Genomic DNA, 25557 nt, shown 5'->3' on the forward strand with positions numbered 1-25557 from the left:
TCCCAATAACAGATTGCTATCCGATCCCGCTTCCCTAGAATTGAAAGTCCGCACAACCAGTGCGAGAAGGAGAATGCGATGAAGGTTTTGATAGTCGAAGATGAGAAAAAAACCGGTGAATACCTGACGAAAGGCCTGACGGAAGCGGGTTTTGTTGTGGATTTGGCGGATAACGGCCTGAACGGGTATCACCTGGCGATGACCGGCGATTACGACCTGCTCATACTCGACATCATGCTGCCGGATGTAAACGGCTGGGATATCGTGCGGATGCTGCGTTCCGCCAACAAAGGAATGCCCATTCTTCTCCTCACCGCACTGGGTACCATTGAACATCGGGTTAAAGGTCTGGAATTGGGTGCTGATGATTACCTGGTTAAACCGTTTGCCTTCGCCGAACTGCTGGCACGGGTCAGAACGCTGCTGCGCCGGGGCGCTGCGGTGATTGTTGAAAGCCAGTTTCAGGTCGCGGATTTAATGGTCGATCTGGTCAGCAGGAAAGTCACCCGCAGCGGTACGCGCATCACCCTGACCAGCAAAGAGTTTACGCTGCTTGAGTTTTTCCTGCGCCATCAGGGGGAAGTTTTACCCCGCTCACTGATCGCCTCCCAGGTCTGGGATATGAATTTTGACAGCGATACTAATGCCATCGACGTCGCCGTTAAGCGTCTGCGCGCCAAAATTGATAACGATTTTGAGCCGAAACTGATTCAGACCGTGCGCGGTGTGGGATATATGCTTGAGGTTCCTGATGGCCAGTAAACGATGGCGACGCCCTTTTTCGCTGGCGACACGACTGACCTTTTTTATCAGCCTGGCGACAATTGCTTCATTTTTCGCCTTTGCATGGATAATGATCCACTCCGTGAAAGTCCACTTCGCCGAGCAGGACATCAACGATTTACAAGAGATTAGCGCCACGCTGGAGAGGATTATTAACCAACCCAACGAGCCAGAATCACGCCGCCTGGAAACGCTAAAAAATGTGGTGGCGGGTTATTCGAACGTCATTATTTCTCTGGAAGATAACAACCAAAAGGCCATTTTCCATTCGCCCAATGCGCCGGATCTCCGGCAGTTTATCGCCAGTGCAAGGCCGGATAAAAATGCTCATGCCAGCGATGTTTTTATTATCTCAGGCCCCACACTGCAAACCTCCAAACATATCCACGGACAGAAAACATCGTCTAACTGGCGAATGATTCGCCTGCCGGTAGGACAACTTGCCGATGGAAAACCAGCGTATACGCTGTATCTGGCATTATCGATCGACTTTCATCTGCACTATATTAACGATCTGAAAAACAAGCTGATTATGACAGCATCGCTGATTAGCATGATGATTGTTTTTATCGTGTTGTTCGCCGTATACAAAGGTCATGAACCGATTCGTAACGTCAGTCGTCGCATCCAAAATATCACCTCGAAAGATCTCGATGTACGCCTCGATCCGCAAGCTGTTCCTATTGAACTGGAACAGCTGGTGAGTTCGTTTAATCACATGATCGAACGCATCGAAGACGTATTTAAACGCCAGTCGAACTTCTCAGCGGATATTGCCCATGAGATCCGCACGCCAATAACTAACCTCGTCACCCAAACGGAGATTGCGCTCAGCCAGACCCGCAGCCAAAAAGAGCTGGAAGATGTGCTGTATTCCAATCTCGAAGAGTTTGGCCGTATGTCGAAGATGGTGAGTGATATGCTGTTTCTGGCACAGGCGGATAACAATCAGCTGATCCCAGAAAAAAAAGCGCTCAATCTGGCTGATGAGGTCGGTAAAGTGTTCGACTTTTTCGAAGCCTGGGCTGAAGAGCGTGAGGTTGGTTTACGGTTTGAAGGACGCGCATGCTGGGTTTCAGGCGACCCATTAATGTTACGCCGGGCAATGAGTAATCTGCTGTCAAATGCCATGCGCTATACGCCAAAAGGCGAGTCGGTAACCGTGCGGGTGAAAGAGGCGGATGGCCAGGTGCAGATAGTCGTTGAGAATCCCGGAAACCCCATTCCCCCGCAACATCTTCCGCGACTCTTTGACCGCTTTTATCGAGTGGACCCTTCACGACAGCGTAAGGGCGAAGGCAGCGGCATTGGTCTGGCGATTGTGAAATCAATTGTGACTGCCCATCAAGGAAAAGTCTCGGTGACTTCCGACCCTCATGCCACTCGCTTTATTCTGACGCTGCCCAAGCACGCGATTTAATTTATGGTGATGACGCTTATACCCGTCATCACCTGTTGTCTGACACAACCGTCATAATCCTGTCACGCCACTGACAGCCCCTATTAATTATACTTTCTTCCGTAAACCCAAACAGGAGAAATATGATGAATAAGATGTCCTCTTTTTTAGCTATCGCGTTTTTTATTTCAGCTGGCGTTAATGCGGCAGAAACACCCAAAATGCATCAGCAGGCCGCAATGGCTCATGAAATGATGAATAACAGCGACGCTCCTGCACATCAACAAATGGCACAAGCACACGCCGCGCAGGCAAATAATTCATCGTCAACATCAACCAATGCGCAATCATTTTCACAAATGAATGAACATGAAAAAGCGATGGTTGTTCACCAATCGGTAAACAACGGCCATTCATTTGCTCATGAGGTACAGGCCGAGCAGCACCGCGCGCAGATCTCCACTCAGGGGTAAAGACGAACTATATTGACAACGACATCCATAAATACGCGAAGTTTGAATATTGTGGACTACTCTCCCCACGCGGGCCTGTTTATATACAAGCCCGCGTCCCACTTCATCGTTAATGTCAATATTAATAATTCATTAAATCCTTCTTCTAAAAGTAAATACATCTTAGCTCTCTACCCGGATTGTATAAAATAAGTAAATAAACAGCTTATTATGTTGCGTATTACAGCATTCACCACCCCACCCTAATTATAAATTAGGATTCCCCCTGGTATGCTTCATTAATATTTAATGGGAGACTGCCGTCGTCGTAAACATGACAGTCAAAAAGTTCGCATTCCTATAAATAAATTTAATGATGATAGTGAGTAAAAAATGAATAAACGTCTGCTAACCCTCCTGGTCCTTGGCCTGACAACTGCCACAACAGCATGTGCAATTACCCCGGCAATGCAGAAAAAGTATGAACGTTCAGGTTGTACGCAGATGAGTGAACTCAATGGCTGCGATGTGAATAAATCCTATCAGTGGAACCGCGATCATGGCTTTATTGAGAACAGTAACGGCCAGCAGAATCGTCATCATCATGGTGAAAAGCAGCAAAATACCACTAACACGGATAACCACGATAATGCCGGTATTGATGGCAAATTCAGCGGAAATTACGTAGCCAAATTTGCCAATGGTCAACGCAGTGTTGATATTCACGTCGAAGATTCCGGCGTTTACGTCAATGGTAATGAAGTGCGTGACGTAAATACCTATAAGGATACGATGACCTTCCGCGTCGGTTATGCCACTTACACCATTAAAACAAATGGTCACGGTAGCTGGAATGACAGCGATGCAGGAAACGCAGGCAAAATTGTGCGTGAATAACGGATAACGCTAAAGAGCGCTGCGATCACAGCGCTCTCAAAAGCGATGCATTACAGTATGCCGTTTTAATACGGGAGTCAGGCATGGCTTTAACCCTCACAGTGCTGCTTGAAAACCGACGCGCTGCTGGCGCAGAAAAATCAATACTGGCCAAGCCTGGATTAAGTCTGTTAGTTCAGGATGAAACAACCACAATATTGTTTGATACCGGGCCGGATGGCAGCTTCATGCATAACGCTGCACATATGGGCGTGGACCTGACCCAATTAACCGCAGTAGTGCTGTCGCACGGTCATTATGATCACTGCGGCGGCGTGCCGTGGCTTGCGGATAACAGCCGTATCATTTGCCATCCTCAACTGGCCTGCGAGCGTTACGCATCGATAACGGTTGCGGGAATACCACGAAAAATTAAAAAACTCTCGCGTGATAACAACTACTCTCGATTCATAATGGAATACACCCGCGAGCCGCTGGCTATCAGCGATCGTTTTTTGTGGTCCGGGGAAATCAGTGTCCCCACGCCACAGTCCTATGGCGTGATTAGCGAGAAAACACTCCAGCCAGATTACATCAGTGACGAAGGCGTATTGATCTATAAATCTGCACGCGGGTTAGTCATCATTACCGGTTGCGGGCATCGGGGAATAGAGAACATCGTACGCCATTGCCAGAAAATCACCGGGGTTACCAAAATTCACGCCCTGGTCGGTGGCTTTCATTTACGCGCCGCCTCCCCCGCTAAGCTATGGCGGACCCGACAATTTATTCAGCAACAGCAACCCGAAAAACTGCTCGGCTGTCATTGCACCGGTTCGTGGGGGCGATTGTGGCTACCGGGAACTGACGCCCCGGCAACGGGAGATGTGATAGTGCTGGCTGAGTAACAACAGTAAAACGTTGCCCAAACAGCAATAAAAAACGGGAGCCTTACGGCCCCCGTTTATCAGTCATCATTACATGGTGACAATTGCTGGCTCATCAAAGACGGTGAGTTTTGGCGCTTCACCGGTGTATTTTTCTGCGTATACCAGGCTGGTATTCCCGGCACAGCCGTTCGCCAGTCTTGAAGTCGGGATATCCGCCGTCAGCACGTTCGCGCCGCCATTTTTACAGATACCGTTTTCAATATCCGGCCATGCGCCTTCATGAATACAGATGATGCCCGGTTTGATGCCGTCGCTGACGTGCGCCCCAACCAGAACCTGTCCACGAGCATTCCATACGCGGACCAGATCGCCCTCGGCAATCCCTCTGGCTTTTGCGTCATCCGGATGAATCGTCACCGGTTCACGATTGGCAATCGCGTACTCTTTACGTAGCGACGCGTAGTTCAGCTGGCTATGCAGACGATGTGCTGGGTGCGCCGTCAGTAGCTGCAGCTGATCTTTATCCGCAGTTCCTTTCCATTCATCCGGTTCAATCCAGGACGCATGCGGCGGACAGTCTTTATACTGATAGCCTTCAATCGTTTTCGAGTAGATTTCTATCTTGCCGCTCGGCGTTCCGAGTGCGTTCATCACCGGATCGCTGCGGAAATCCGCGTAGCGCACATATTTGTTATTCTTTTCATTCTCACGCATTTCGATCAGCTTATTCTGCTGCCAGAACACGTTGAACTGAGGCATGGCGACACGCTGGGCGCGGGCGGCTTTTTGCGCGACGTCATAGAACTGCTTCAGCCACGCCATTTCGTCTTTGCCTTCGGTGTAGACAGCTTTCCCCCCCGGCTTGAGCATCTCAGCCAGATCGGCAAATACATCAAAATCACTACGCGCTTCAAACTGCGGCTCAATGACCTGCTTCATCGGTACCAGATGCTGGTTACTGTAATCACCGGTCATGGTCAGATCGTTACGCTCAAACGAGGTGGTGATTGGCAGAACGATATCTGCGTGTTTGGCCGCAGCGGTCCAGTAGCATTCAGAGATGACAACCAGTTCAGGCTTCTGCCAGGCTTTGATTAAGCGGTTGGTATCCTGATGATGGGTAAAGTTAGCGCCGCCCGCCCACCAGATCATTTTGATATCCGGGAAGGTTTGCTCTTTACCGTTATGTTGATATTTGCCGCCTGGGTTTTCCAGCGCTTCGACAATTCGCGCTACCGGCAGGCTGGTCACCGCATCGGAAACCGCCCAGTCATTACCTGCCGATGACCCACCCTCAATTTTGGCGGAGATCGCCGGTAAAACCCCACCGATGCGCGTTGGGTTACCGCCATTGGAATAGTGATAAGAGAACCCGAAGCCGCCGCCTTCGGTACCAATTTGCCCCAGCATCGCCGCCAGAGTCACCAGCATCCAGTGTTTTTGCTCACCGTATTGCTGGCGCTGAATCCCCCAACCTGCCATGAGCATGGTTTTGTTGCTGGAGAAAATTTCCGCCAGCTTTTCCAGTTGCTCAGCAGGCACGCCACACACGCCAGATGCCCATTCGGCGGTTTTCTCTACTTTATCGCTCTTGCCGAGCAGGTACTCTTCAAACTGCGGATATCCGGTGGTGTATTTTTCCAGGAAGGCTTTGTCGTGAAGGTTTTTCTTCACCAGCGTATGGGCGATCCCTAACATCATTGCCACATCGGTCCCCATATGTGGCGCAATCCAGGTCGCATTCTCACCAAAGAACTCAATGGTTTCAGAACGCATCGGATCGATGGCGATGACGCTTTTCCCTGATTTCTTCAGCAGATTAAAGTATTCGATCCCTTGTTCATCCGTGCTGCTCCAGGCAATCTTAAGGGTGTTGAGCGGGTTCATCCCCCACAGCACCACGACCTGACTGTGCTCAAGCACCATCGGCCAGGTGGTTTGCTGCTCATAAACCTCAACCGATCCCACAACGTATGGCATGATCACCTGCGCGGCACCGGTTGAATAATCTCCGGTATGCCCAGCGTAGCCACCGGCCATGCTCATATAGCGTTGCAGTAAGGTTTGCGCCTTATGCAGAACGCCGCTGGATCGCCAGCCATAAGAACCGGCAAATATCGAAGCGGGACCATAGCTGCTGCGGATCCGGCTGTGCTGTTCATGAATGAGCTTCAGCGCTTGCTCCCAGCTGACCCGCACGAAGGGATCGTTACCGCGTTTGCCATCCGCTTTACCCGGGTTTTCCAGATAGCTTTTGCGCACCATCGGATACTTCACGCGGATATTGGTATGAACCTGATCTGGCGCGGTTTGCTGTAATGAGTTCGGCACCGTTTTCGGCAACGCACCTTTTGAGGAAACCACTTTTCCGTCTTTTACTTCCACGTATACCGCACCCCAACGTGCTGCCGTCAGGATTGCTCCGCCATTCTGGCCTTCGGCCCAGGCTGGCATTGGGATCACCGAAGAAATCGCCATTGTCCCGGTTGCCGCGCCAGCCGTCTTAATAAAGTCACGTCTTGTGAGTTTCATGATTTCTCCTGATTGATCGCTTATTTATTCATGTCTTTAGCGTTGTACTGGAAGTAACGGCTCAGGATATCCAGTTCGGTTTCACTGATATTGGTGCGAGCGCCCATCCCTTTGGCTACTGAAGGCCAGGCGTTGAGCGTGAAATGATTCGCCGGAATTGGCGCATGACAGCCTGCGCAGTACACATTGTCGAGTTTGCGCGCGTAATCCCACATTGGTTCGCGGCTGGCGAGAGCGGAACCGCTCCATTCCCCCTGTAGCACGACATCTCGCCACGCATTGCCGTAGTCATCTTTTTTCCAGTCGGAGAGGATCTTCAGCGACTGTTGACCTTTTTCACTCAGGCTGGCAAGAATCAAACGCTGCCCTGCTGCGTAGTAAATAACCTGTTCACTTCCTTGCATCTGGCTACCGCGAATCTCGACCAGTCGCGCGTTGTCCGTTGTTTTCAGGACCTGCATTTTAGTTGCCGGGTAAACGGTTCCCAGATCGCCCAACGCGGTGTTGCTTACAGCATAAAGTTCAGTTGCTGAAGCTGGGGTGGAGGCTGACTGCGCTTCAAGCCCTTTAAGCGCGCTGTCATCCATTTTTATTTCAGGTGGGAAATGGGCGACGCCTTTATGGCAATCAATACAGGTTTGCTTTTCCGCGATGCCCATTTTGTGCATCTTCTGAGCATCCGCGCTTTGTGCGGCAAGATCCATGGCGTCCATACTGTGGCAGCTACGGCAGGTCGCAGAATCATTAGCCTTGAGCTGTGCCCAAACGGTTTGCGCCATCTCCAGACGGTGTTCTTCAAATTTTTCCGGGGTATCGATTTTTTTGGTTATGAACTGATGATAAACATCTTTTGAGGCCCGCAGCTTAGCCACCAGAAAATCCAAACCGCCCTCCGGGATATGACAGTCCGCGCACTCTGCGCGAATGCCTTTCTGATTCTGGAAGTGAACCGAGCCTGTATATTCTTCGTAGGGCGCCTGCATCGTATGGCAAGACAAACAGAATTCTGTACTCGAGGTTTTATGTAATGTCCATTGCCCCGCCAAAACAATAACTGCACCAAGAACAATGCACAGCAGCATCGTCCATAGGATAGTTTTATTTATTTTTCTCATCTTTTAATTCCATCAGACGAATACCCTTTTAGAGGTAGACAATAAATATCCTAAAGCAGCTATTTATTGATATTCATCAAGCGCGGAGAGAAATGAGAATCAGCAAATGGGTAAGTTTGAAGAGGCTCGCATAATTAGTGAGAACGAAATGTAATTATTGTTTTTTCTTTAAAAACAGATTTTTAAACCACTTACCAAGTTTATACATCTGTAAAGTAAGATGATGTCAGAATAAAAAATTACGGAATTCATAACGCTGTTGAAATTACCCCCTTAACGGCCATCGTTATATAATTAAATATACAATGAAAAATATAAAAAAGCACCCTTTTCTATTTCGAGATGGCAAGCATTAACGAGGGGACATCTCTTTTGGTTTTGCTCAGAAATACATTCAAGATAGGTTTACAGTACATACTGCTTAATGACACGCACTGATGCACACATCCTTGATCTGGTCACTTATTATACAGAAACAACTTTCGCTACACTCAGGGTAGAGGTAAAACAAACAGGAGGTAGTGAATATGTATCGCTCAATTCTGGTGCCCATTGATATCTCTGAAGCCGATCTCACTCGTCATGTTGTGCCGCAGGTCCAGGCGCATGCTAAAACCGCGAAGGTCCACTTTTTAGCCGTTATTCCTACCGTTCCGTTCTATGCCTCGCTGGGACTGGCCTACTCTACCGAATTTCCGGACAGAAGTGGTCTGCAGGCCAAGGCCAGCGAAAAACTCGAAGAAATTATTAAGCAGTTCAATATTCCTGCCGGCAGGACTCAGACCCACGTCGTTTACGGCCCGCCGAAGGATCAGATCCTCAAGCTGGCGGAGGCGGTTGACGCCGAGCTTATCGTCATCGCCTCACACAAACCGGGGTTTAGCACTTATTTACTGGGTTCAACGGCGGCAGCCGTAGTCCGCCACGCGAAATGCCCGGTGCTGGTTGTGCGGTGATAGGGTTAAAACGGGAGCGAATATGCTCCCGTTTTTCTGTGGCTCAGGCTATCACTCAGTTCTGATGATCCAGCCTGACAAATGCCAGTAGCAGCTGGCTCAGCGCAGCGTAGAAACCAAAGTCATCATATCGGCGGCATTTAGCGGTGAACTCAGGTAACCAGCGTAACAGCCCCGCCAGCGTTTCTCTGCGCAACGCATCAATACGCTGACGGCTAACCCCTGGCTCACCAAGAGAAAAATGCAGATGGCTCAGCAGTTCGATAAAAATCGCCAGATGATCGGCTGATTCGCTAAACGTATCGCTTACCTGCATGCCCGCATCAGATAACAGTTGTTTAATGACCCCGTAGTTTGGACCTTCTTCAAGATGAGCCGACGCATAGGGTAACGCGGCGTGTTTATCCGACATCAGGAACAGGCTGCAAAAATCAGCCGCCAGTTCCAGGGTAGCGTCTTCACGTACCTTGAGCGCGGCAATTTTCGCTTCCAGCAAAAGAACATCCGCCTCAAGCGACGGTTCACCTTTGAGTACGGTGAACCACTCCGTCATTTCGCTGGACTGCAATTGCGCTAATCCCTCACCGTCACGCTCCCGGGAAAACATTTGCGCCAACCATGCATAAACACAGGCCATCTGTTCTGTCGTCAGGGAGGTGTGTTTCATCATGACGTCACCTTCTGTGCCGGGACATATTCGCACTGCGCCACCATTTTTATCGGGCCGCTGAACGCCGTCACGTTATCCACCTTACCGGTATATTTCTCAATTTCCACCAGCGTAGTATGCGCACTGGTCGCCTGCGCCAGCTGAGACGTGCCGATATCTAGGGTTAACACGTTCGGATTACCGTATTTACACAGCGCTCCGCTTTCTCCACCGTTATCAGGATCGTACCAGGCACCTTCATGGATGCGCGCCACGCCCGGCGAGTAGAGATCGGAGACAACCGCGCCGGCCAGCACTTGTCCACGCGCATTAAATACACGAACTATATCGCCGTTGCGGATCCCCCTGGCGCTGGCATCCTGCGGGTTAATAAACACCGGCTCTTTGCCACCTACCGCGTAATGCTTACGCAGCGCTTCGGACTCGCAGAGCTGTGAATGCAGACGGAAATCCGGGTGGACGGATTGCAGATGCAGCGGCCAACACTGCGATCCAGGCCCACCGTGTGAACGTTCGATTTTCTCAAACCACATTGGATGCCCCTGACAATCGTCATATTGCATATCGGCAATAGTTTTCGAATAGATCTCGATCAAACCGCTCGGCGTCCCCAGAGGCTCAAGGTCGGGATCTTCGCGGAAGGCCTGATGACGGACAAACATCTGCGGATGTTCGAATTCAACGTACTCTTGCTGATTCCAGAAAACGTCGAAAGCCGGAAGATGAACACCGCGTCCCTTCCCTTGCTGGCTTCCTTCCTGCCAGATGCGCTTCAACCAGCCCATCTCATCCAACCCTTCTGTGAACGCTTCTTCACGGTTAAAGCGGCGGCAAAGATCGCGGAAAATATCGAAATCATTACGCGCTTCAAACTGCGGCTGCACCAGCTGCTTCATAGAGATAATGCCGCGGTTGGAGTGGTTGCCATATTGGTCGAGATCGTTACGTTCAAACTGGGTCGTCGCCGGTAATACGATATCGGCGAATCGACAGGTCGAAGTCCACTGATTGTCGATGGCGATAACGGTTTCCAGCTTGCGCCAGCCCTCAATAATACGGTTGATCTGCTGGTGACGATGGAAAGGGTTGGTCCCGGCAAAAACGCACATCTTCAACGGTGGCAGCTTGACGGTTTTACCGTTCCAGTTGATGCTCTTGCCCGGCTCCAGAATCGCATCGATAAAACGCGCGATCGGGATGGTACTGCTGTAGCCCTTATAATCGGTGCTGTCATGTACCGGTGGAACGGTGGTGGAACCAGAAAATCCGCTCAGGATAACGCCTTTACGCCCTGGGGTGCCCGCGCCGTTGTAGTGCCAGCCAAAGCCAAATCCCCCGCCGGGTAAGCCAATTTGCCCGAGCATTGAGGCCAGCACCACGATCATCCACGCCCACTGTTCCCCGTGCTGCATACGCTGCACGCACCAGCCAGCAATAATTTGCGTTCTGCCGCCCGCCATCTGCCGCGCAAGTTCACGGATTGTCTCAGCATCAATCCCGCAGATTTTTTCCGCCCACTGGGCATCTTTAGGCTGTCCGTCACTTTCTCCCAGCAGATAAGGCAGAAATTGCTCAAACCCAACGCAGTAGTTCTCGAGGAAATGCTTATCGTAGAGCTTCTCGGTATACAGCGTGTGTGCCAGCGCCAGCTGTAGCGGCACATCAGCCTGCGGATTCACGGCGATGTGCTTAACCTTGTCGCGGCCAAGGTAGTCATGAGTCGAGGTGACGACCGGGTCAACGCTGATGACCGAAATCTCGCCCCGCGCCACTTTTTCCTTCAGTTGCTCGTAGTATTCATAGACATCATGATCCGGACACCACCAGTTCGCCTGCTGGTTTTTGATGAGGTCAGAACCCCACAGCACAATGGTTTTGCTGTTTTCGAGTACCAGTGGCCAGGAGGTCTGCTGTTCATATACCTCCATTGACCCGACTACGCGCGGCAGGATCACCTGAGCGGCACCGGTGGAATAGTCGCCCCCCGTACTCACGCTGTTGCCATGCAGCGCAATGGCACGCGCCAGCATCCCGGAAGAATTGTGGAACATCCCGGTCGATTGCCAGCCGCTGGCCGTTAGCAGCGCGCTCGGACCATAAGTCTTCTGAATGCGCTCCAGTTCCTGATAGAAGAAATCCAGCGCTTCATCCCACGAAACGCGCACAAAGCGGTTATCTCCACGTTGCGAGGTATCGCTCTGATGGCGTTTACGCAACCAGTCCACGCGGACCATGGGATAGCGAATACGCGCTCCACCGTGTACGTGATCCGGGAGTCCGGCGATCATTTTTGACGGGTATTTATCGCGCTCGAACGGCCTGGCTTCAATGAAACGACCGTCAACCACGGTGGCACGAATCGCCCCCCAGTGAGAACCGGTCAGAATCCCCTCTTTGACGCCTGCCCCCTGCACCTCTGCGGCATTAGCGCTACGCGGCGTGAGCAGCGAAGGCCCTAACATACCAGCTACGGTCAAGCCGCCCAGTTGCAGCAAAAAACGTCGGCGCGATGCCTGAAAGAGATCGTTATTTTTCATTGCTTTCTCCCTTATCGCCATGCGGCTTATCCGTAGTGTCAGAGGCATTCATCTGCAAATATTTCAGCAAGGTACGTTCTTCGCGTTTATCCAGACTGGTAAATCCAATCATGCCGTTCAACGTGCCAATCCAACCGTTAGCATCAAAGTGTTCTTTCTCTGGTGCACCGTGGCATTGGTTACAGGTTCCGTTATAGAGCGAGTCGGCATAAGCCCAGATAGGTTTGATATCGTTGACCATATCGCCCTTCTGCATCCAGGCAGTGGCCTGCAATTTACTCCATGGCGTATTCGTTTCCGCAACGGTGGTTTGCTCCAGCGTCTTCACGTGCTGCTGGATGTCGCCACGAATGGAAGCCACAAAAATGCGCTTGCCCGGCAGTTGCGCCAACACGCGCTGACGCCCATTACTCTCGGTCCAGCCCACAATTTCAATTTGCAGCCAGTCACCGTCACGCTTTAACACTTTCACTTCAGAAGCGGGCAGCAGTGAGCCTGCAGGTTCTTTATCACCTTTGGCGGCATAAATAGGTTTGATGTCCAGAGAGTAGAGCGTCTCGCCATCGTCGTTCGCCCTGGCGCGTAACTCATCAAACTGCTTGCGGAAACCGCTGCTCATATCGGGAAGCTGGTGTGCAATACCTTTATGGCAGTCGATACAGGATTGGTTGTCCTTAGCCGCAATCTTCATCTGGCGCGCAGCTTCAGGATGTTGTTTCGCGTGGTCCATCGCATCATAGTCATGACAAGAACGACAGGTTGCGGAGTTGTTCTCCTTCATTCGTGCCCATTCGCGCTCCGCCAGCTCTGCGCGTTTGGCTTCGAATTTCTCTGGAGTATCAATAGAGTGGGCAACAAAGGTTTGGTAAATATCGTTGCTGGCCTCCAGCTTACGTTTCACCATGCCTGGAATATCGGATGGAATGTGGCAGTCATGACATTCTGCGCGCACCCCGGAGGCATTCTGAAAATGCGCAGACTGTTTATATTCTTCGTAAACCGGCTGCATACTGTGGCAGCTCACGCAAAACTCGGTAGAACTGGTTAATTTAATACCAACGTGCGGTAAGACGATCAGCGCAATACCGACCACAATCCCGATAACGACCAGCGCCAACACTGACCAACGTGCGCTCGGTCTGAGCAGCGCCCTCCATAGTTTCCGCATAATAGCCCCTGTAATCTTATGGTTTAGTTACAGAGGATCTTATTTCTCAAATGTGAACAGCAACACTGGTCAGGATGAATGGCTTACGGCACAATGTGAACAGATATGAACAGAAAGAGAACACCATCAGGATGCCGCATCACATTGTCATTGTTGAAGATGAACCCGTTACCCAGGCGAGGTTACAGGCATATTTTGAACAGGAAGGTTATCATGTCTCTGTCACTGCCAGCGGAGCTGGTCTGCGTGAAATAATGTCACAACATCCTGTCGATCTCATTCTGTTGGATATCAACCTCCCGGACGAAAATGGCTTAATGCTGACCCGCGCCCTGCGCGAACGCTCAACGGTGGGGATCATTCTGGTGACAGGTCGTAGCGATCAAATTGACCGGATCGTTGGCCTGGAAATGGGCGCTGATGATTATGTCACCAAGCCGCTGGAGCTACGTGAACTGGTGGTTCGGGTTAAAAATTTGCTCTGGCGTATCGATCTTGCCCGCCAGGCACAGCCGGAGACCAAAGATAACTGCTATCAGTTTGCCGGATACTGTCTGAATGTCTCCCGGCATACCCTGGAGCTGGGCGATGAGACGATCAAACTCACCCGCGCCGAGTATGAAATGCTGGTCGCCTTTGTCACCAATCCGGGGGAAATTCTCAGCCGCGAACGTTTACTGCGTATGCTTTCGGCACGACGGGTAGACAATCCAGACTTACGCACCGTAGATGTACTGATCCGCCGTTTGCGCCACAAGCTACGGGCTGATTTACTGGTGACACAGCACGGCGAAGGTTATTTTTTAGCGGCCGACGTGTACTGATACAGATAAACCGGACGGAACCCGCCAGGAGACAGCGAGCGTTGAACATGCTGGCTGTCGGCATTTTTCGGGGTGAGCACCAGGATCGGCGGACTGATATTTTCCGGTACCGGTTGCCCTTGTAGTACCCTGATCGCCTGTTGAATCGCCAGTTCACCTTGCCAGACCATCTGATCGCTGGCAGCCATAATGATTCTTTCGCGTTTAAGTCCGCGATATACCTGATGCGACAGGTAAAAAGAGACCACGGTGAGCGGCGTCCCCGGATTCCGCTTCTCTCCCATCGCCGCTTCCGCAGCAATTGCCGTACCGGCAACCACATCGACATCCGGGTGACGCTCAAGCATCTCCTGCAACAGGTTGCGCTGAACTTCAATATCATTATCCCCCAACGCCACATCCACGATGTTCACCTGACTACCAGCAATCGCCTGACGGAATCCTGCCACCATTTCGCGGCTGCCTCCGGCGTCATCAGGTCCTGGCAATAGCAGAACCTTTAACGGTTTGCCGCCGCTCCACTTGACCAGATAGCGGCCCGGCTGATACCCCATCTGGAACCACGGAACGCCGACCCGTGCTTTCACCGTCGGATCGTGTATCGCATTCACTACCTCAATGACCGGCAACGCGCCTACCTGCGCGGAAAGATCCGGGAAGGTCGTCGTGCTGCTACCCAGCAATATGGCATCTGCTCCCCATTGCTGGCACTGGGCGATTTGTGTTTTTTGCGTGGAGAACTGACGATACCCTCCCGCCTCTAACACCTTCAGACTTACTCCGTATTTTCTCGCTGCCTCAAGCATGCCGTAATTCACGGAAAGCCAATAGGAGTCTTTCAGGCTGGGATACAGCGCGCACAGTTTCCAGACTTTGTTTGCAGTAACGTCCGATTGCAGTTCCGGGACTGCCTGCTGCGTATCCTGCCAGCGCAGCAATGCGGACCCGGCCGCATGACTCAAACCGGGAAAAAGCGTGATTAACAGGAAAACCAATACGCGCATGATAGCCTCAACATTGATAAGGCTTTATCCTAGTTGCTTTCCTCTTTTGGACTCAACCTTTTTAATCTGTGGCGACCAGACAGTGAATTTATCTCTGACCAAACGACTGTGGATAGGCTTTGCGCTGATGGCGGCACTGACTCTCATCAGTACGCTGACAGGCTGGTATAACCTGCGTTTTGTCAGCCAGGTTGAGCAGGCCAATACCCAGGCGCTAATTCCAACCATGGATATGGCACGCCAGCTCAGCGAAGCCAGCGCCTGGGAACTGTTTTCCGCACAAAATCTGACCACCGCAGACAATGAAAATATGTGGCTGGCTCAGGGGAGAATGCTAACCGCCCAGAGTCTGAAAATAACCACATTACTCAAAACCCTTCGTGAACAGGGCTTTGATACTTCTGCCATTGAACAGCAGGAGAAAGAAATCGCCCGGTCGTTAAGCCATCAGGGGGAGATGGTTGGCGAACGCCTGAAATTACGTGCTCAACAGCAACAACTCAGCCAGCAAATTATTGAGGCCACCGCTGACGTTGCCGAAATGGCACGCGGTCAGGCCAGTAATGCCGCCACGTCGGCGGGAGCGACACAGGCCAGCATTTATGATTTGATTGAGAGCCATCAGGGGCAGGCCGCTGAACACGCGCTGGACAGGCTCATCGATATCGATCTGGAATATTATAACCAGATGAATGAACTGCGCCTGAGTGCGCTACGCGTGCAGCAAATGGTCATGAACCTGGGGAATAACCAGGCGCAGAATAACCTGGCTGCGCTGGAAAACCAGTTGAATGCCGCCGTCAGAGTACTTCAGCGCCGACAACTACGTATTGAAGATCCCGTGGTGCGCACTCAGGTGACCAACACCGTCAATACGATTAGCCGTTATGTTGAGCTGCTGTCCCTGTATCGCCAGGATAATGACATCACGACCCAATTGCAGATCTTATCGCAGAATAATATCGAGCAATTTACCCGTTTCAGTAGCGAAGTCAGCCAGTTGGTGGAAACCATCGGCCAGCGTAATCAAAGCGGACTGGCACATCTCAAACAGGCCAGCCAGCGCGGGCAACACTTGCTGCTGCTGTTAGGTGGCGTGTCATTATGTTTGCTGATTCTTATACTTTGGCGTGTGGTTTATCGCTCAGTCACTCGACCACTGGCACAGCAAACCCAGGCGTTACAGCGTCTGCTTGAGGGGGATATTGACTCCCCATTCCCGGAAACCGCAGGCGTTCGTGAACTGGATACCATCGGGCGGTTGATGGATGCCTTTCGCGGCAGCGTTCACGCCCTCAATAGCCATCGCGAACATCTGGCTGCACAGGTTAAAGCTCGCACCGCCGAGCTGCGTTCTATGGTATCTGAACACCGACAGGCCCGTGCAGAAGCTGAAAAAGCTAACCAGGCAAAATCGGCGTTTCTTGCCGCCATGAGCCATGAAATACGCACCCCGCTGTATGGTATCCTCGGCACTGCGCAGTTACTCTCAGACAATCCCTCCCTGGCACAGCATCGGGAAAATCTACGCGCAATCACCGACTCGGGCGAGTCTTTGCTGACCATCCTCAACGATATTCTGGACTATTCCGCCATCGAAGCCGGTGGAAAAAATGTGGCGATAGGCGATGAGCCTTTTGAACCCAAACCCTTGCTGGAAAGTACGCTTCAACTCATGAACAGCCGCGTTGCTGGTCGCCCGGTCGTGCTGGTTGCGGATTTTGCCGATGACGTTCCCGCTTCCCTGCGTGGCGATCCGCGCCGCATTCGGCAAATCATTACTAATTTATTAAACAACGCACTACGCTTTACCGATCGGGGACACATCATCCTGCGTAGCCGATGTGAGGGCAAAAACTGGTACATCGAGGTTGAAGATACGGGATGTGGTATTGACCCTGCCCGCCAGCACGATATTTTTCAGCCGTTTGTTCAGGTAAGCAGTAAACGAGGTGGAACCGGACTCGGACTAACCATCAGCGCCAGTCTCGCTCAGGCAATGCAGGGAGAGCTGAGCGTCACCAGCACGCCCGGCGTCGGGAGTTGTTTCCAGCTGCGTCTGCCATTGCGGGCAACCACGATGCCCATCATGAAACCCGCACAACGCTCCATATCGTTACAGGGCTTACGCTTATTGCTTATCGAGGATAATCCTCTTACACAACGTATCAGTACTGAAATGCTCATCCTCAATGGCGCACAGGTTACTGCTGCCAGCAGCGCCGCTGAGGCGCTAAAAATATTGCAGGAAGATACACGCTACGATGCTGCTCTGGTTGATTTCGATCTTCCTGATATCGACGGGATCACGCTGGCGCAGCAGTTAGCCCACGACTATCCGGCACTTAGCCTGATCGGCTTTAGCGCGCACGTCATCGACGAAACGCTAAGCCAAAGAACCAGCACCCTGTTCCTTGGCATTATTCAAAAACCAGTCCCCCGGGATGAACTCAGTCGACTTATTACGCATTATCTGCACGGTAGTGCGACTCTCCCGCTTGCATCAGAAAATGACAACAAACGGTTAGATTTTCAGCAGTTGTCTGGAGATATCCAGGCTATGGGATGGCAAAAGGTGCACGAATGGTTAGCGCTCTTTAAGCAACACACTCTTCCTGTATTAGATGAGATTGACGCTGCCCGCGCAGCACATGACGACGAGCGGATAAAACGTCTGACGCATCAGCTAAAAAGCAGCTGCGCCAGCATGGGAATGCGCTCAGCCAGCACGATGTGCGCAGCACTGGAACAGCAGCCGTTGGGTGATTTTTCACTCAGAGAGGAGATCCAACAAAGTCTTTACGAGGTAGAACGTTGGCTGGAAAAAAAAACCGTCCCGCGCGTAACGGTACGTTGAAGCTGAGCATAGGGACTGATTTTGAATGGTACGCCCTGTAGGATTCGAACCTACGACCTACGGCTTAGAAGGCCGTTGCTCTATCCAACTGAGCTAAGGGCGCATTGCGAAGTGATTACTTCATGCAGATGAAACGCGTGAATTATACGGTCAGCGCCTGCTGAGTCAATGCCTTTTGTTTCAGTTGCTGGCGAAGTGAACGAATGTTGATTTTTTCTGCTTGTTCAAGGGTATCCAGGAAATCGCCTGGTAACAACTCAGCCCACGAAACGCCAGATTTAGGGATACATGTATTTAGAATATTTATGATTTTGCTTAACATTCCCTTACCCCTCCAGCGGTTCAGGAACTCTTTAATGTTAAGTATCGCCATCAAGGAAGAAAACAGTCACTTCGAACATGGACTAAAAATTATCATCTCCCATTTGGCAAATCAGTGGCATCAGGAGATTTGCTTTTTGCCTGTCGAGGATATCGATCGCGCTGACATCGCGTTTATTTCCCTGGATGAAGATTGGCTCAGCGCCGATTGCTATCAGATTCCGGTCCATACCCGCCGCCAACACCGGGTTGTCATCTGCAACAGAAACGATAAAGATAAGCTGATGTTCCGGCCCTGCCTGTACATGTTGCCACTGATCTATCGGGAAGATGACGTTGAGGAAATGACTAAAAAATTAGTCCTTATCCTGCAAAAACGCGCGCTGCGCAACAACGTGCCCGCAACTATCTGCCATTACTGCACCACTCGCAACTTTTCTATCGAAGAACGTCAGTTCTTAATGTTTCTCGCCAGCGGCTATACCTTAGCCGAAACAGCTCACTTGCTCTCGGTAAGCGAAATTCAGGCCAAAGCCACCCGTCGCAGCATTATGAAAAAACTGCATGTGAAAAACGATCAGCAATTCTTAAGATACATCCGGGCGCATCTGAACTTTCTACAAAATTAGGTGGCATCTCTCTGCCTGATTTTTTATTGAGAAAAATCTCATCACCAATTAAGTATCGGCACCTACTGTACCTATCTCCATGCTGCCAGAATAATCCTGGCTTACTATTTCCGGGGTAACAGAAAGACACACCCGGTAATATTTTATCTAATCCCATAGAGAGGTTGAACTGGATAAAACGACTTTTTGGGCATTGAGTAAGACATCAGAAAACTTCCGGCAGATTATTCTGATGGGATACGCAATTGCCAGTCTGATGATTGCTGAAGCATTGAAACCCAACAGCACAAGGAAACTCGCCTTTACGCTGGAGAAAATTTGGGTCAGGGATGTTTATAGTCGGCAATTTATCCAGACCTGCCGCAACAGAAATGGAATGGAAAAGGATGCACAGCGCAAAACGCCGGGATCGACATCGCCGTATACGAAACACTAACTGTACCTGGCAATATCCTCACTACACATCACAGGTATTTGACCAACTTGAGTATCTGACGCAAAAACTCGAATACACATTACCGAGTGACACTATATCTCAGGCGATTATTACGACAGATTACTATCTGGCCTATGCGCTGGGTCGACATTTATTTTCAGGAGCACGTACCGCGATCTTCCAGACCATTGAATCGGCCAAAATCAGCCTGCGAGAGTCGGTAATTAGTCAGTTAGTGGTTGATATGGAAGGTTTAACAATCTCTTATTTTGATGTTCTGGAGTATCTGCGCCAGCTAATTAAACCGCGGAATAACATCCAAATCTTCATATTACTTTCCCGCCACGATGAAGACCTAATCCCTTTTATTTCTCTGTCCGGTCCATTTTATATCTTGTCACGTAGCCTGCGCCTCCCGGAGATGCGCCGCGCTTTATTGTCGCCAGTCCTTAACTATATTCACTCCAGGCACATAAACCAGCTCGATTGGGAGATGGTGGAATTACTCTTACAAGGTAACTCCTTAAAAGAGATTGCTTTGTTACAAGCTCGCCCCTACCACCGTATCATCTATCGCCTGAACCAGCTGATTGCGCGTCTGGGCTTAGCAAACCGGCAGCGTTTTTTGCACCTGATACATCGCCTCAGCGTTACCTCTGCTCATTTAATTTAACACCCTAACCCTATGTGCCATAAGATTTTTTAGGAAATTACTTATTTTTATATGAGATAAAAGATCTAAATTTCACAACTATTTAATATTTACAACTATTCCTGGTATTATGCTAACTTCCACCACCCCAGTAAACCATACTGATTCTGTGCATATCAGCACAAATAGCGTCATTCCCACCTTAACAAATCCTAAACAATTAGTTTATTGTATTGTTTTTACCATTTAAAAATTTTTTTCAGTCTGCCATAATTCAAACAGCAGTAAAATAATGCCAATAGTCATTAACACATCTGGATCTTTTAGAACATCCTAACTGACATTAACAACCTGAATGTTGTAAGCCTTTTCCGAAAGAACAGAGCAGGTATAATCCCCATAGTTTTCTGATTAATTGTTAGTTTTCCCAGTGTGAAATGGATTTTCCACAAATTCATTGTTCTGTAGAAGAGCAACCGAATAAACAAGGATGAAATAATATTTATTCGACTCTCCCTCAGAACAACCCTTGGCTATTTGACAATATTATAACGCCTTATGTTTTATAAAATTATCAAGATACGCATACAGTTTGAGGCATACAACAATGAAACCAGCATCCGTTATCATTATGGACGAACACCCTATTGTCAGAATGTCGATAGAAGTACTACTTGAAAAAAACAGTAATATCCAGGTTGTGTTGAAGACCGATGACAGCCGTACGGCAATAGAGCACCTGCGCACTTACCCTGTCGATCTTGTCATTCTGGATATTGAACTACCTGGTTCAGATGGATTTACATTACTCAAGAGAATAAAGTCTCTGCAGGAGAATACTCGGGTGTTGTTTCTCTCCTCCAAATCGGAGTCTTTTTATGCCGGGCGTGCTATCCGGGCCGGTGCAAATGGTTTTGTCAGTAAACGAAAGGATTTAAATGATATCTACAATGCGGTAAAAATGATTTTATCGGGATATTCTTTTTTCCCTTCAGACACCCTTAACTTCATTAACAATATAAATATGAAAAAAGGTGTATTGAATGACATGCCGCTCTCTAATCGCGAAGTTACGGTTTTGCGTTATCTGGCAAATGGCCTTTCTAATAAGGAAATTGCTGAGCAGCTGTTACTCAGCAATAAAACGATTAGTGCTCACAAAGCTAACATCTACGCCAAACTCGGCTTACATACTATCGTTGAGCTGATCGATTACGCAAAAATGCATGAATTAATGTAATAGCACTCCCGGCGAGACTTCGTTCGGGAGCGTTTTATCCGCGCATTGATTAGTTATAGTTAATCATAAATGTGGCATCGGCCCTGGCGAGGCCAGGCTGAACCCCGTCTGCTAACGCGATATAGTTGGCGAAAAAGGTCAGCGTGGCATTGCCGTTCTCATCAATCCCTACGGTTTGGCTGGCCTGCTCGAGCGGTAATCGCGTACGGTCGCTGTCATGCAGTTCGATCGCCACCTTTTGCGCCATCACCGCGTCATCAAGCGCCAGCAACGTCGTACCGGGGGCCGGGGTACCAGAAAACGTTATTGACGCGGATCCCGGCGGGCAGCCTTCCAGCTTCAGCGTAAACGAGACTGGTTGGGTAGTATCCCCGCTGGTCTGTAACTGCTTTGTTGGCCAGGTGCCCAATTCAACCGACTTATTGCTGTCGCTGGCAATCACCGCGCAGGTAAAGTCCACCACGTTTCCGCGCAGTTCAATATTGATTTCGCCCAGCGATGAGGACGCATGGCACAACGAGCTGAATGTCAGTATGGGCAGCATCACCAGAAGCGCCCATGAAGTTGGCGTTTGCTTGTTAGTCATAATCTACTCGCAGATAGCCACGGGCAGTAAAAGGCCCTTCGGTAGGTTTATTCCCCGTCACGCTGACCGGCCAAGTCCGAATACTCACGTTTGCCGCGGCGTTATCATCCAGTTGAAATGGGATCGTGCTGGACAGATTATTGGGCGTCAGCGGTCTACCGGTTTTGTCGGCGACAATGAACCCTAAGTCAGGATTGTCCGATACCATCATTTGCCCAGAGGCTTTCTCGGCCTCTACCCGCATGGTTAAGTAGGCCTGTGCAGCGACGTTGGTGCATTTTATCGCCACCGTTTTGGTCTGCGGATTAATGCCTTCGGGACGGTTTCCTGCCCCCGCCTTGCTGAACAACGATGCGCCAATATCGCCAAAATCAAACTCGACAATCTGCCCTGCGTTCACCTCACAGTTTTGTGGAACCTCCACCTTACCGCTGTAGCTGATGGTATAAACCGGCGTGCTTAGCGCATCTCCGGTACTGGTCGTGACATAGACTCTGAACATGGTCTGGCGCGGGATCGGCACCATGTTAATAAACGAGCGGATCACTTTGAGTTTAAACACCAGGTTTGAATCCTGTACGCCAAAAGGCTTCTGCTTCGAAACGTTCGAGTCAACGCCCATACGGATATAATTTCGCGGAGGATAAAACAACCCGGCATAGCTGTCGGTGATGCTCATGGCCCCCAGCAGGTAGTCATTGAGCTTCAGATACTGAAAACCACCCTCGGTACTTTGAACCGGAAGTTCAGTGACATAGCTTCGATAGGTGTAATTCACCGTTGTCCCAGCCGGACAGGTGGCATTAACGCCAACCCAGCCCGATTTTTCCGGTAACGTCACCACCTGCCCCGGCTGATTATTGCTGCTGTTAAAGACGTTCGACAGATCGTAAAAAACATCCGTTGGTGTGCCATTCGAGTTTTGGCAGACCGTCGCCCAGGACGAATGAGCCATCAGCAGTAAAGCGCTTCCCAGTAACAAACCTGTTTGTCGTTTCATCGTATTATTCCTGTCGTGCCGTTGGAGATTCGCACGTCACGTTCGTGAGCGTCACCGCCTGTTTCAGACTCTCCTCAGGCAAGGCATAGTGCGCCACGCAGCGAGCGTTAGCGCTTTCCCCCCATTGGATCAGCAATTCGCCTTTTAGCGGTAAGCCGCTCAGGTAGATTTGTCCGTCTTCGCCCACCATACTGGTCACGCCGCTGGTGTTTTCACGCACAACGGATCCAAATGGCACAGGTTTACCTGCATATTTCGCGGTTATCAGCGCCCGCACACCGATACGTGTATCAAACGCGGCTCGCACCAATGCTCCTTGCGTTGGCACGACGCTGCTAACGTTATTTTCCACATCGGTATTGTTGTTCATTGAATTGGTATCTAACGCGACCCGGTTATAGCGATAAACGGTGGCATACGGCATCACCGCGTATCCGCGCCAGTCGGTTTGCACGCCGGTCTGGTTTTCTATCCGCACACCCTGCGCGCCAGGTGCTTTAACCAGCACATTGGTGTCCCCCAGCGGCTGACTGAGCGTAATACCGTCTGCATGCCCCACCACGCCGCCGGAGAGCTGCCAGTTATAGTCATGTTGATCACGATCGTAGTTGTATCCCACGCCCAGCGTGCCATAAGCCGCCTGCCAGTTGGCGCTGGCGTTTCCGCTGTAACCGTTGGTGCTGCTGTGCCCCTGATTCACGCTATAGCTCAGGTTGCGTCCATCCAGTAACGTACCGCCGATCCCGCTCTGCCAGCTGTTTTGTCCGTTGCTGTTGCGGTTGGCATTAAAAGTGGCGTAGGTGCGATCGAGCGCGTTATCACGCGAGTAGCGCCGTCCGCTTAGCAGGCTGAACGGCACTGACATATTGAATGCCAGAATACGGTCGGTGTCGGAGATGCCTACCGATTCATTCCACGACCAGGAGAGTGAATAGCTAATTCCCTGCCAGCCGCTGGCATAGCCCACCTGATACCAGGTATTGGTGTCTGAGGTATTCCAGTACGTTTGCTGACTCCCCGAAACATACAGCGAGCCGTAGTCTCCCAGGTTCTGCGAAATGTTAATCTGGAAGCGGCCCTTTTTGCTGTAACTCAGGTTGTGGTAACTCTTCACATCGGGCACGTCGTGGCGATTGCCTTCGCTGTCGTATTCATACTCATACCCTTCCATGCTGCGATACGCGACGTCATCAAGGGTATAGAAGCCGCGCGTTGAGTAGCGATATCCCAACAGCTGGAAGTTTGTACCAAAGTTGTTCAGCGATTTTGCATACAGAAAACGCAAAGACTGCCCCTGATGCGTACTGTCATCCGCCAGTTGACTGCGCGCATGGGTTAAATCCACAGAAACCGCCCCCCAGTCCCCCAGGTTTCGGCCAGTGCCTAAAACTACCGCGGTGTAACGTGAGGCCAGCTGCGTACCGCCATAAGCGGTGTAGCCTTCTGGTAACCCGGCAATTAATGTTCCCTGGAAAAAGAACGGTGAAGATTGCTGGCTATTGCCGCTGCGAAAATCCCCGGCAACCACGTCGTATTTGAAACGCCCTTCTCGTTGTAACAAGGGAACCGTGGAGTACGGCACCGTATAGCGCTGCTGGCTGCCGTCTTTTTCGTCCACCGTCACCTCAAGGTCACCGCTGGATGACGTCGGGTTGAGATCGGTTATCGAAAAAGCGCCCGGTGAAACATAGCTTTGATAAATCACATAGCCATTCTGACGAATGGTCAGTTTCGCTGCGGTACGCGCAATACCGCGAACGGTAGGCGCATAGCCCTGTAAGCTGTCGGGATACATACTGTCTGAGGAATAGAGCCGCGCACCGCGAAACCCGACGCTGTCAAAAACGTCGTTGCCGGTGTTGCTGTCGCCCATCACCAGTTCACCCTTCAGCGGGATAATCGCGCGCTGAAGCCATGTACCGATGTTTTTCCAGCTTTGTGAGTGGTATCCGTCACCTTTGGAATAGCTCCATGCGCCGTTATTTCTCAAGCGCCAGGGGCCATAGTTCAGGCCACTGAGCATACTTAAGAAATAGCTGTCAGTGTCACTGCCGCGGCTGCCGGTAAAGCTGTAGTTGACCAGCGCAGCCGGGATCCCTTCATCCCACTCCTCCGGCGGAATATAGCCACGCGCGCTGTTTAACATTGACGCCTGCGGCAGGCTGACGTTTAAGCGCAGGGTAGAAAAATCAAATGCAATCTCGCTGCCTGGAATCGCCTCAGGTAGATTGATGCAGGTATCGTTCGGATCCTTACTGAGTGCCGGAAATGCGGTGATATTGACGCCAAGGCGCTTCACCCAGTCGAGTCCAAAACACGGCATCAGCCCACCGGACTTCTCCCCGGTTTTTCCCGCACTGCTCGTAAAACGAATATCCTGAGTGGCAACAAACTCATCGTTGCGCCAGATATCCACACGATAAACACCTTCAGGCTGATGATTGCCTTTTTCAAAACGTGATAAATCCGCCACGGTTGCCGTATCCGCAGATAAAAAGGCCGGATTAAAATAGCTTTCCCCATGGCTTAAAGAGGGAAAGAGCGCCGCCAGCGTGGACAACGCCACCCCCGCCAGCGGTGGCGTAACCCCCGGTAACAGGCCAGGAAAATACGTTGTCTTATTCATCGTT

21 protein-coding genes and 1 tRNA gene are annotated in these 25557 nt (G+C 50.7%); 11 read left to right on the forward strand and 11 right to left on the reverse strand.

The annotated features are described in order from the left end of the window. The first annotated feature begins 78 nt into the window (after positions 1-78). The 5 genes from cusR to OGY17_RS06310 all read left to right on the forward strand — a co-directional run bounded on the left by cusR (position 79) and on the right by OGY17_RS06310 (position 4418). On the forward strand, positions 79-762 hold the full coding sequence (gene cusR, locus OGY17_RS06290; protein WP_048226190.1) for a copper response regulator transcription factor CusR: 684 nt from the start codon (positions 79-81) through the stop codon (positions 760-762). Next, a complete protein-coding gene (locus tag OGY17_RS06295) occupies positions 752-2203 on the forward strand; it encodes a Cu(+)/Ag(+) sensor histidine kinase (protein ID WP_153686916.1) in 1452 nt (483 codons plus the stop codon). The genes cusR and OGY17_RS06295 overlap by 11 nt, the downstream gene beginning before the upstream one ends. 125 nt (positions 2204-2328) lie before the next feature. Then, the gene (locus OGY17_RS06300) at positions 2329-2655 is read left to right on the forward strand and encodes a PcoE/SilE family metal-binding protein (protein WP_020996562.1); all 327 of its coding nucleotides are present in this window, start codon (positions 2329-2331) and stop codon (positions 2653-2655) included. Positions 2656-3027: 372 nt separating this feature from the next. Beyond that, positions 3028-3531, forward strand: coding sequence for a hypothetical protein (locus OGY17_RS06305; protein ID WP_008784020.1), 504 nt, complete (start codon positions 3028-3030; stop codon positions 3529-3531). A gap of 83 nt (positions 3532-3614) precedes the next feature. Then, a complete protein-coding gene (locus OGY17_RS06310; RefSeq protein WP_286606657.1) occupies positions 3615-4418 on the forward strand; it encodes an MBL fold metallo-hydrolase in 804 nt (267 codons plus the stop codon). 69 nt (positions 4419-4487) lie between these two features. Here the strand turns inward: OGY17_RS06310 and OGY17_RS06315 are convergent, their stop codons facing one another. Both OGY17_RS06315 and OGY17_RS06320 read right to left on the reverse strand, forming a co-directional pair. Next, positions 4488-6932, reverse strand: a complete 2445-nt coding sequence (locus OGY17_RS06315) for a trimethylamine-N-oxide reductase 2 (protein WP_286606659.1) — start codon at positions 6930-6932, stop codon at positions 4488-4490. Positions 6933-6952: 20 nt separating this feature from the next. Continuing rightward, positions 6953-8047 (reverse strand): NapC/NirT family cytochrome c, encoded by a 1095-nt coding sequence (locus OGY17_RS06320; RefSeq protein WP_048235934.1) that lies wholly within the window; start codon positions 8045-8047, stop codon positions 6953-6955. Positions 8048-8574: 527 nt separating this feature from the next. Between OGY17_RS06320 and uspF the strand changes: the two genes are divergently transcribed. Continuing rightward, positions 8575-9003, forward strand: a complete 429-nt coding sequence (uspF, locus tag OGY17_RS06325) for a universal stress protein UspF (RefSeq protein ID WP_003831130.1) — start codon at positions 8575-8577, stop codon at positions 9001-9003. 55 nt (positions 9004-9058) lie between these two features. On the opposite strand, the gene torD is transcribed toward uspF, so the two are convergent. From torD to torC, 3 genes are read right to left on the reverse strand one after another with little or no spacing between them, the layout of a single operon-like run. After that, positions 9059-9673, reverse strand: coding sequence for a molecular chaperone TorD (gene torD / locus OGY17_RS06330; protein WP_111465964.1), 615 nt, complete (start codon positions 9671-9673; stop codon positions 9059-9061). Further along, positions 9670-12210, reverse strand: a complete 2541-nt coding sequence (gene torA, locus OGY17_RS06335; protein WP_286606662.1) for a trimethylamine-N-oxide reductase TorA — start codon at positions 12208-12210, stop codon at positions 9670-9672. Before torA ends, torD begins: the two co-directional genes overlap by 4 nt. Then, positions 12200-13378 (reverse strand): pentaheme c-type cytochrome TorC, encoded by a 1179-nt coding sequence (gene torC / locus OGY17_RS06340; protein WP_003831126.1) that lies wholly within the window; start codon positions 13376-13378, stop codon positions 12200-12202. Before torC ends, torA begins: the two co-directional genes overlap by 11 nt. Positions 13379-13509: 131 nt before the next feature. Between torC and torR the strand changes: the two genes are divergently transcribed. Beyond that, positions 13510-14202 (forward strand): two-component system response regulator TorR, encoded by a 693-nt coding sequence (torR, locus tag OGY17_RS06345; protein WP_020996565.1) that lies wholly within the window; start codon positions 13510-13512, stop codon positions 14200-14202. On the opposite strand, the gene torT is transcribed toward torR, so the two are convergent. Further along, a complete protein-coding gene (gene torT / locus OGY17_RS06350) occupies positions 14175-15206 on the reverse strand; it encodes a TMAO reductase system periplasmic protein TorT (protein WP_111465967.1) in 1032 nt (343 codons plus the stop codon). The genes torR and torT overlap by 28 nt on opposite strands. Before the next feature lie 82 nt (positions 15207-15288). Here torT and torS point away from each other — a divergent pair, with 82 nt between their 5' ends. Continuing rightward, on the forward strand, positions 15289-18063 hold the full coding sequence (gene torS, locus OGY17_RS06355) for a TMAO reductase system sensor histidine kinase/response regulator TorS (protein ID WP_286606664.1): 2775 nt from the start codon (positions 15289-15291) through the stop codon (positions 18061-18063). A 26-nt stretch (positions 18064-18089) separates the two neighbouring features. Here the strand turns inward: torS and OGY17_RS06360 are convergent. Both OGY17_RS06360 and OGY17_RS06365 read right to left on the reverse strand, forming a co-directional pair. Further along, positions 18090-18166 (reverse strand) — tRNA-Arg (locus tag OGY17_RS06360). A gap of 39 nt (positions 18167-18205) precedes the next feature. Then, a complete protein-coding gene (locus OGY17_RS06365) occupies positions 18206-18385 on the reverse strand; it encodes a hypothetical protein (protein ID WP_003831122.1) in 180 nt (59 codons plus the stop codon). 34 nt (positions 18386-18419) lie between these two features. Here OGY17_RS06365 and fimW point away from each other — a divergent pair, with 34 nt between their 5' ends. The 3 genes from fimW (at position 18420) to fimZ (ending at position 21341) form a co-directional block, all read left to right on the forward strand. Further along, positions 18420-19013: a fimbria biosynthesis transcriptional regulator FimW gene (gene fimW / locus OGY17_RS06370; RefSeq protein ID WP_008784010.1), complete on the forward strand. Its 594-nt coding sequence runs from the start codon at positions 18420-18422 to the stop codon at positions 19011-19013. 386 nt (positions 19014-19399) lie between these two features. Beyond that, entirely contained in the window at positions 19400-20122 is a 723-nt protein-coding gene (gene fimY, locus OGY17_RS06375; protein WP_032942589.1) for a fimbria biosynthesis regulator FimY, read from the forward strand. 586 nt (positions 20123-20708) lie between these two features. Then, complete coding sequence (fimZ, locus tag OGY17_RS06380) at positions 20709-21341, forward strand: fimbria biosynthesis transcriptional regulator FimZ (RefSeq protein WP_003831119.1); 633 nt, start codon at positions 20709-20711, stop codon at positions 21339-21341. A 49-nt stretch (positions 21342-21390) separates the two neighbouring features. Here fimZ and sfmF read toward each other — a convergent pair whose 3' ends face one another. Genes sfmF through OGY17_RS06395 form a run of 3 tightly spaced genes read right to left on the reverse strand, consistent with a single transcriptional unit; the run spans position 21391 to position 25553 of the window. Next, on the reverse strand, positions 21391-21885 hold the full coding sequence (gene sfmF / locus OGY17_RS06385; RefSeq protein WP_286606711.1) for a fimbria assembly protein: 495 nt from the start codon (positions 21883-21885) through the stop codon (positions 21391-21393). A 34-nt stretch (positions 21886-21919) separates the two neighbouring features. Further along, positions 21920-22927 (reverse strand): type 1 fimbria D-mannose specific adhesin FimH, encoded by a 1008-nt coding sequence (gene fimH, locus OGY17_RS06390; RefSeq protein ID WP_048214757.1) that lies wholly within the window; start codon positions 22925-22927, stop codon positions 21920-21922. Positions 22928-22931: 4 nt separating this feature from the next. Beyond that, complete coding sequence (locus tag OGY17_RS06395; protein ID WP_267448364.1) at positions 22932-25553, reverse strand: fimbrial biogenesis usher protein; 2622 nt, start codon at positions 25551-25553, stop codon at positions 22932-22934. Positions 25554-25557: the final 4 nt, after the last annotated feature.

Origin of the sequence: Citrobacter sp. Cpo126 (assembly GCF_030332445.1) — a bacterium.
Lineage (GTDB): Bacteria > Pseudomonadota > Gammaproteobacteria > Enterobacterales > Enterobacteriaceae > Citrobacter > Citrobacter portucalensis.

What these genes read in the sequence shown, in the direction of transcription:
- cusR (WP_048226190.1), top strand. Translation starts at nt 79, where the DNA reads ATGAAGGTTTTGATAGTCGAAGATGAGAAAAAAACCGGTGAATACCTG.
- OGY17_RS06295 (WP_153686916.1), top strand. Translation starts at nt 752, where the DNA reads ATGGCCAGTAAACGATGGCGACGCCCTTTTTCGCTGGCGACACGACTG.
- OGY17_RS06300 (WP_020996562.1), top strand. Translation starts at nt 2,329, where the DNA reads ATGAATAAGATGTCCTCTTTTTTAGCTATCGCGTTTTTTATTTCAGCT.
- OGY17_RS06305 (WP_008784020.1), top strand. Translation starts at nt 3,028, where the DNA reads ATGAATAAACGTCTGCTAACCCTCCTGGTCCTTGGCCTGACAACTGCC.
- OGY17_RS06310 (WP_286606657.1), top strand. Translation starts at nt 3,615, where the DNA reads ATGGCTTTAACCCTCACAGTGCTGCTTGAAAACCGACGCGCTGCTGGC.
- OGY17_RS06315 (WP_286606659.1), bottom strand. Translation starts at nt 6,932, where the DNA reads ATGAAACTCACAAGACGTGACTTTATTAAGACGGCTGGCGCGGCAACC.
- OGY17_RS06320 (WP_048235934.1), bottom strand. Translation starts at nt 8,047, where the DNA reads ATGAGAAAAATAAATAAAACTATCCTATGGACGATGCTGCTGTGCATT.
- uspF (WP_003831130.1), top strand. Translation starts at nt 8,575, where the DNA reads ATGTATCGCTCAATTCTGGTGCCCATTGATATCTCTGAAGCCGATCTC.
- torD (WP_111465964.1), bottom strand. Translation starts at nt 9,673, where the DNA reads ATGATGAAACACACCTCCCTGACGACAGAACAGATGGCCTGTGTTTAT.
- torA (WP_286606662.1), bottom strand. Translation starts at nt 12,210, where the DNA reads ATGAAAAATAACGATCTCTTTCAGGCATCGCGCCGACGTTTTTTGCTG.
- torC (WP_003831126.1), bottom strand. Translation starts at nt 13,378, where the DNA reads ATGCGGAAACTATGGAGGGCGCTGCTCAGACCGAGCGCACGTTGGTCA.
- torR (WP_020996565.1), top strand. Translation starts at nt 13,510, where the DNA reads ATGCCGCATCACATTGTCATTGTTGAAGATGAACCCGTTACCCAGGCG.
- torT (WP_111465967.1), bottom strand. Translation starts at nt 15,206, where the DNA reads ATGCGCGTATTGGTTTTCCTGTTAATCACGCTTTTTCCCGGTTTGAGT.
- OGY17_RS06365 (WP_003831122.1), bottom strand. Translation starts at nt 18,385, where the DNA reads ATGTTAAGCAAAATCATAAATATTCTAAATACATGTATCCCTAAATCT.
- fimW (WP_008784010.1), top strand. Translation starts at nt 18,420, where the DNA reads ATGTTAAGTATCGCCATCAAGGAAGAAAACAGTCACTTCGAACATGGA.
- fimY (WP_032942589.1), top strand. Translation starts at nt 19,400, where the DNA reads ATGCACAGCGCAAAACGCCGGGATCGACATCGCCGTATACGAAACACT.
- fimZ (WP_003831119.1), top strand. Translation starts at nt 20,709, where the DNA reads ATGAAACCAGCATCCGTTATCATTATGGACGAACACCCTATTGTCAGA.
- sfmF (WP_286606711.1), bottom strand. Translation starts at nt 21,885, where the DNA reads ATGCTGCCCATACTGACATTCAGCTCGTTGTGCCATGCGTCCTCATCG.
- fimH (WP_048214757.1), bottom strand. Translation starts at nt 22,927, where the DNA reads ATGAAACGACAAACAGGTTTGTTACTGGGAAGCGCTTTACTGCTGATG.
- OGY17_RS06395 (WP_267448364.1), bottom strand. Translation starts at nt 25,553, where the DNA reads ATGAATAAGACAACGTATTTTCCTGGCCTGTTACCGGGGGTTACGCCA.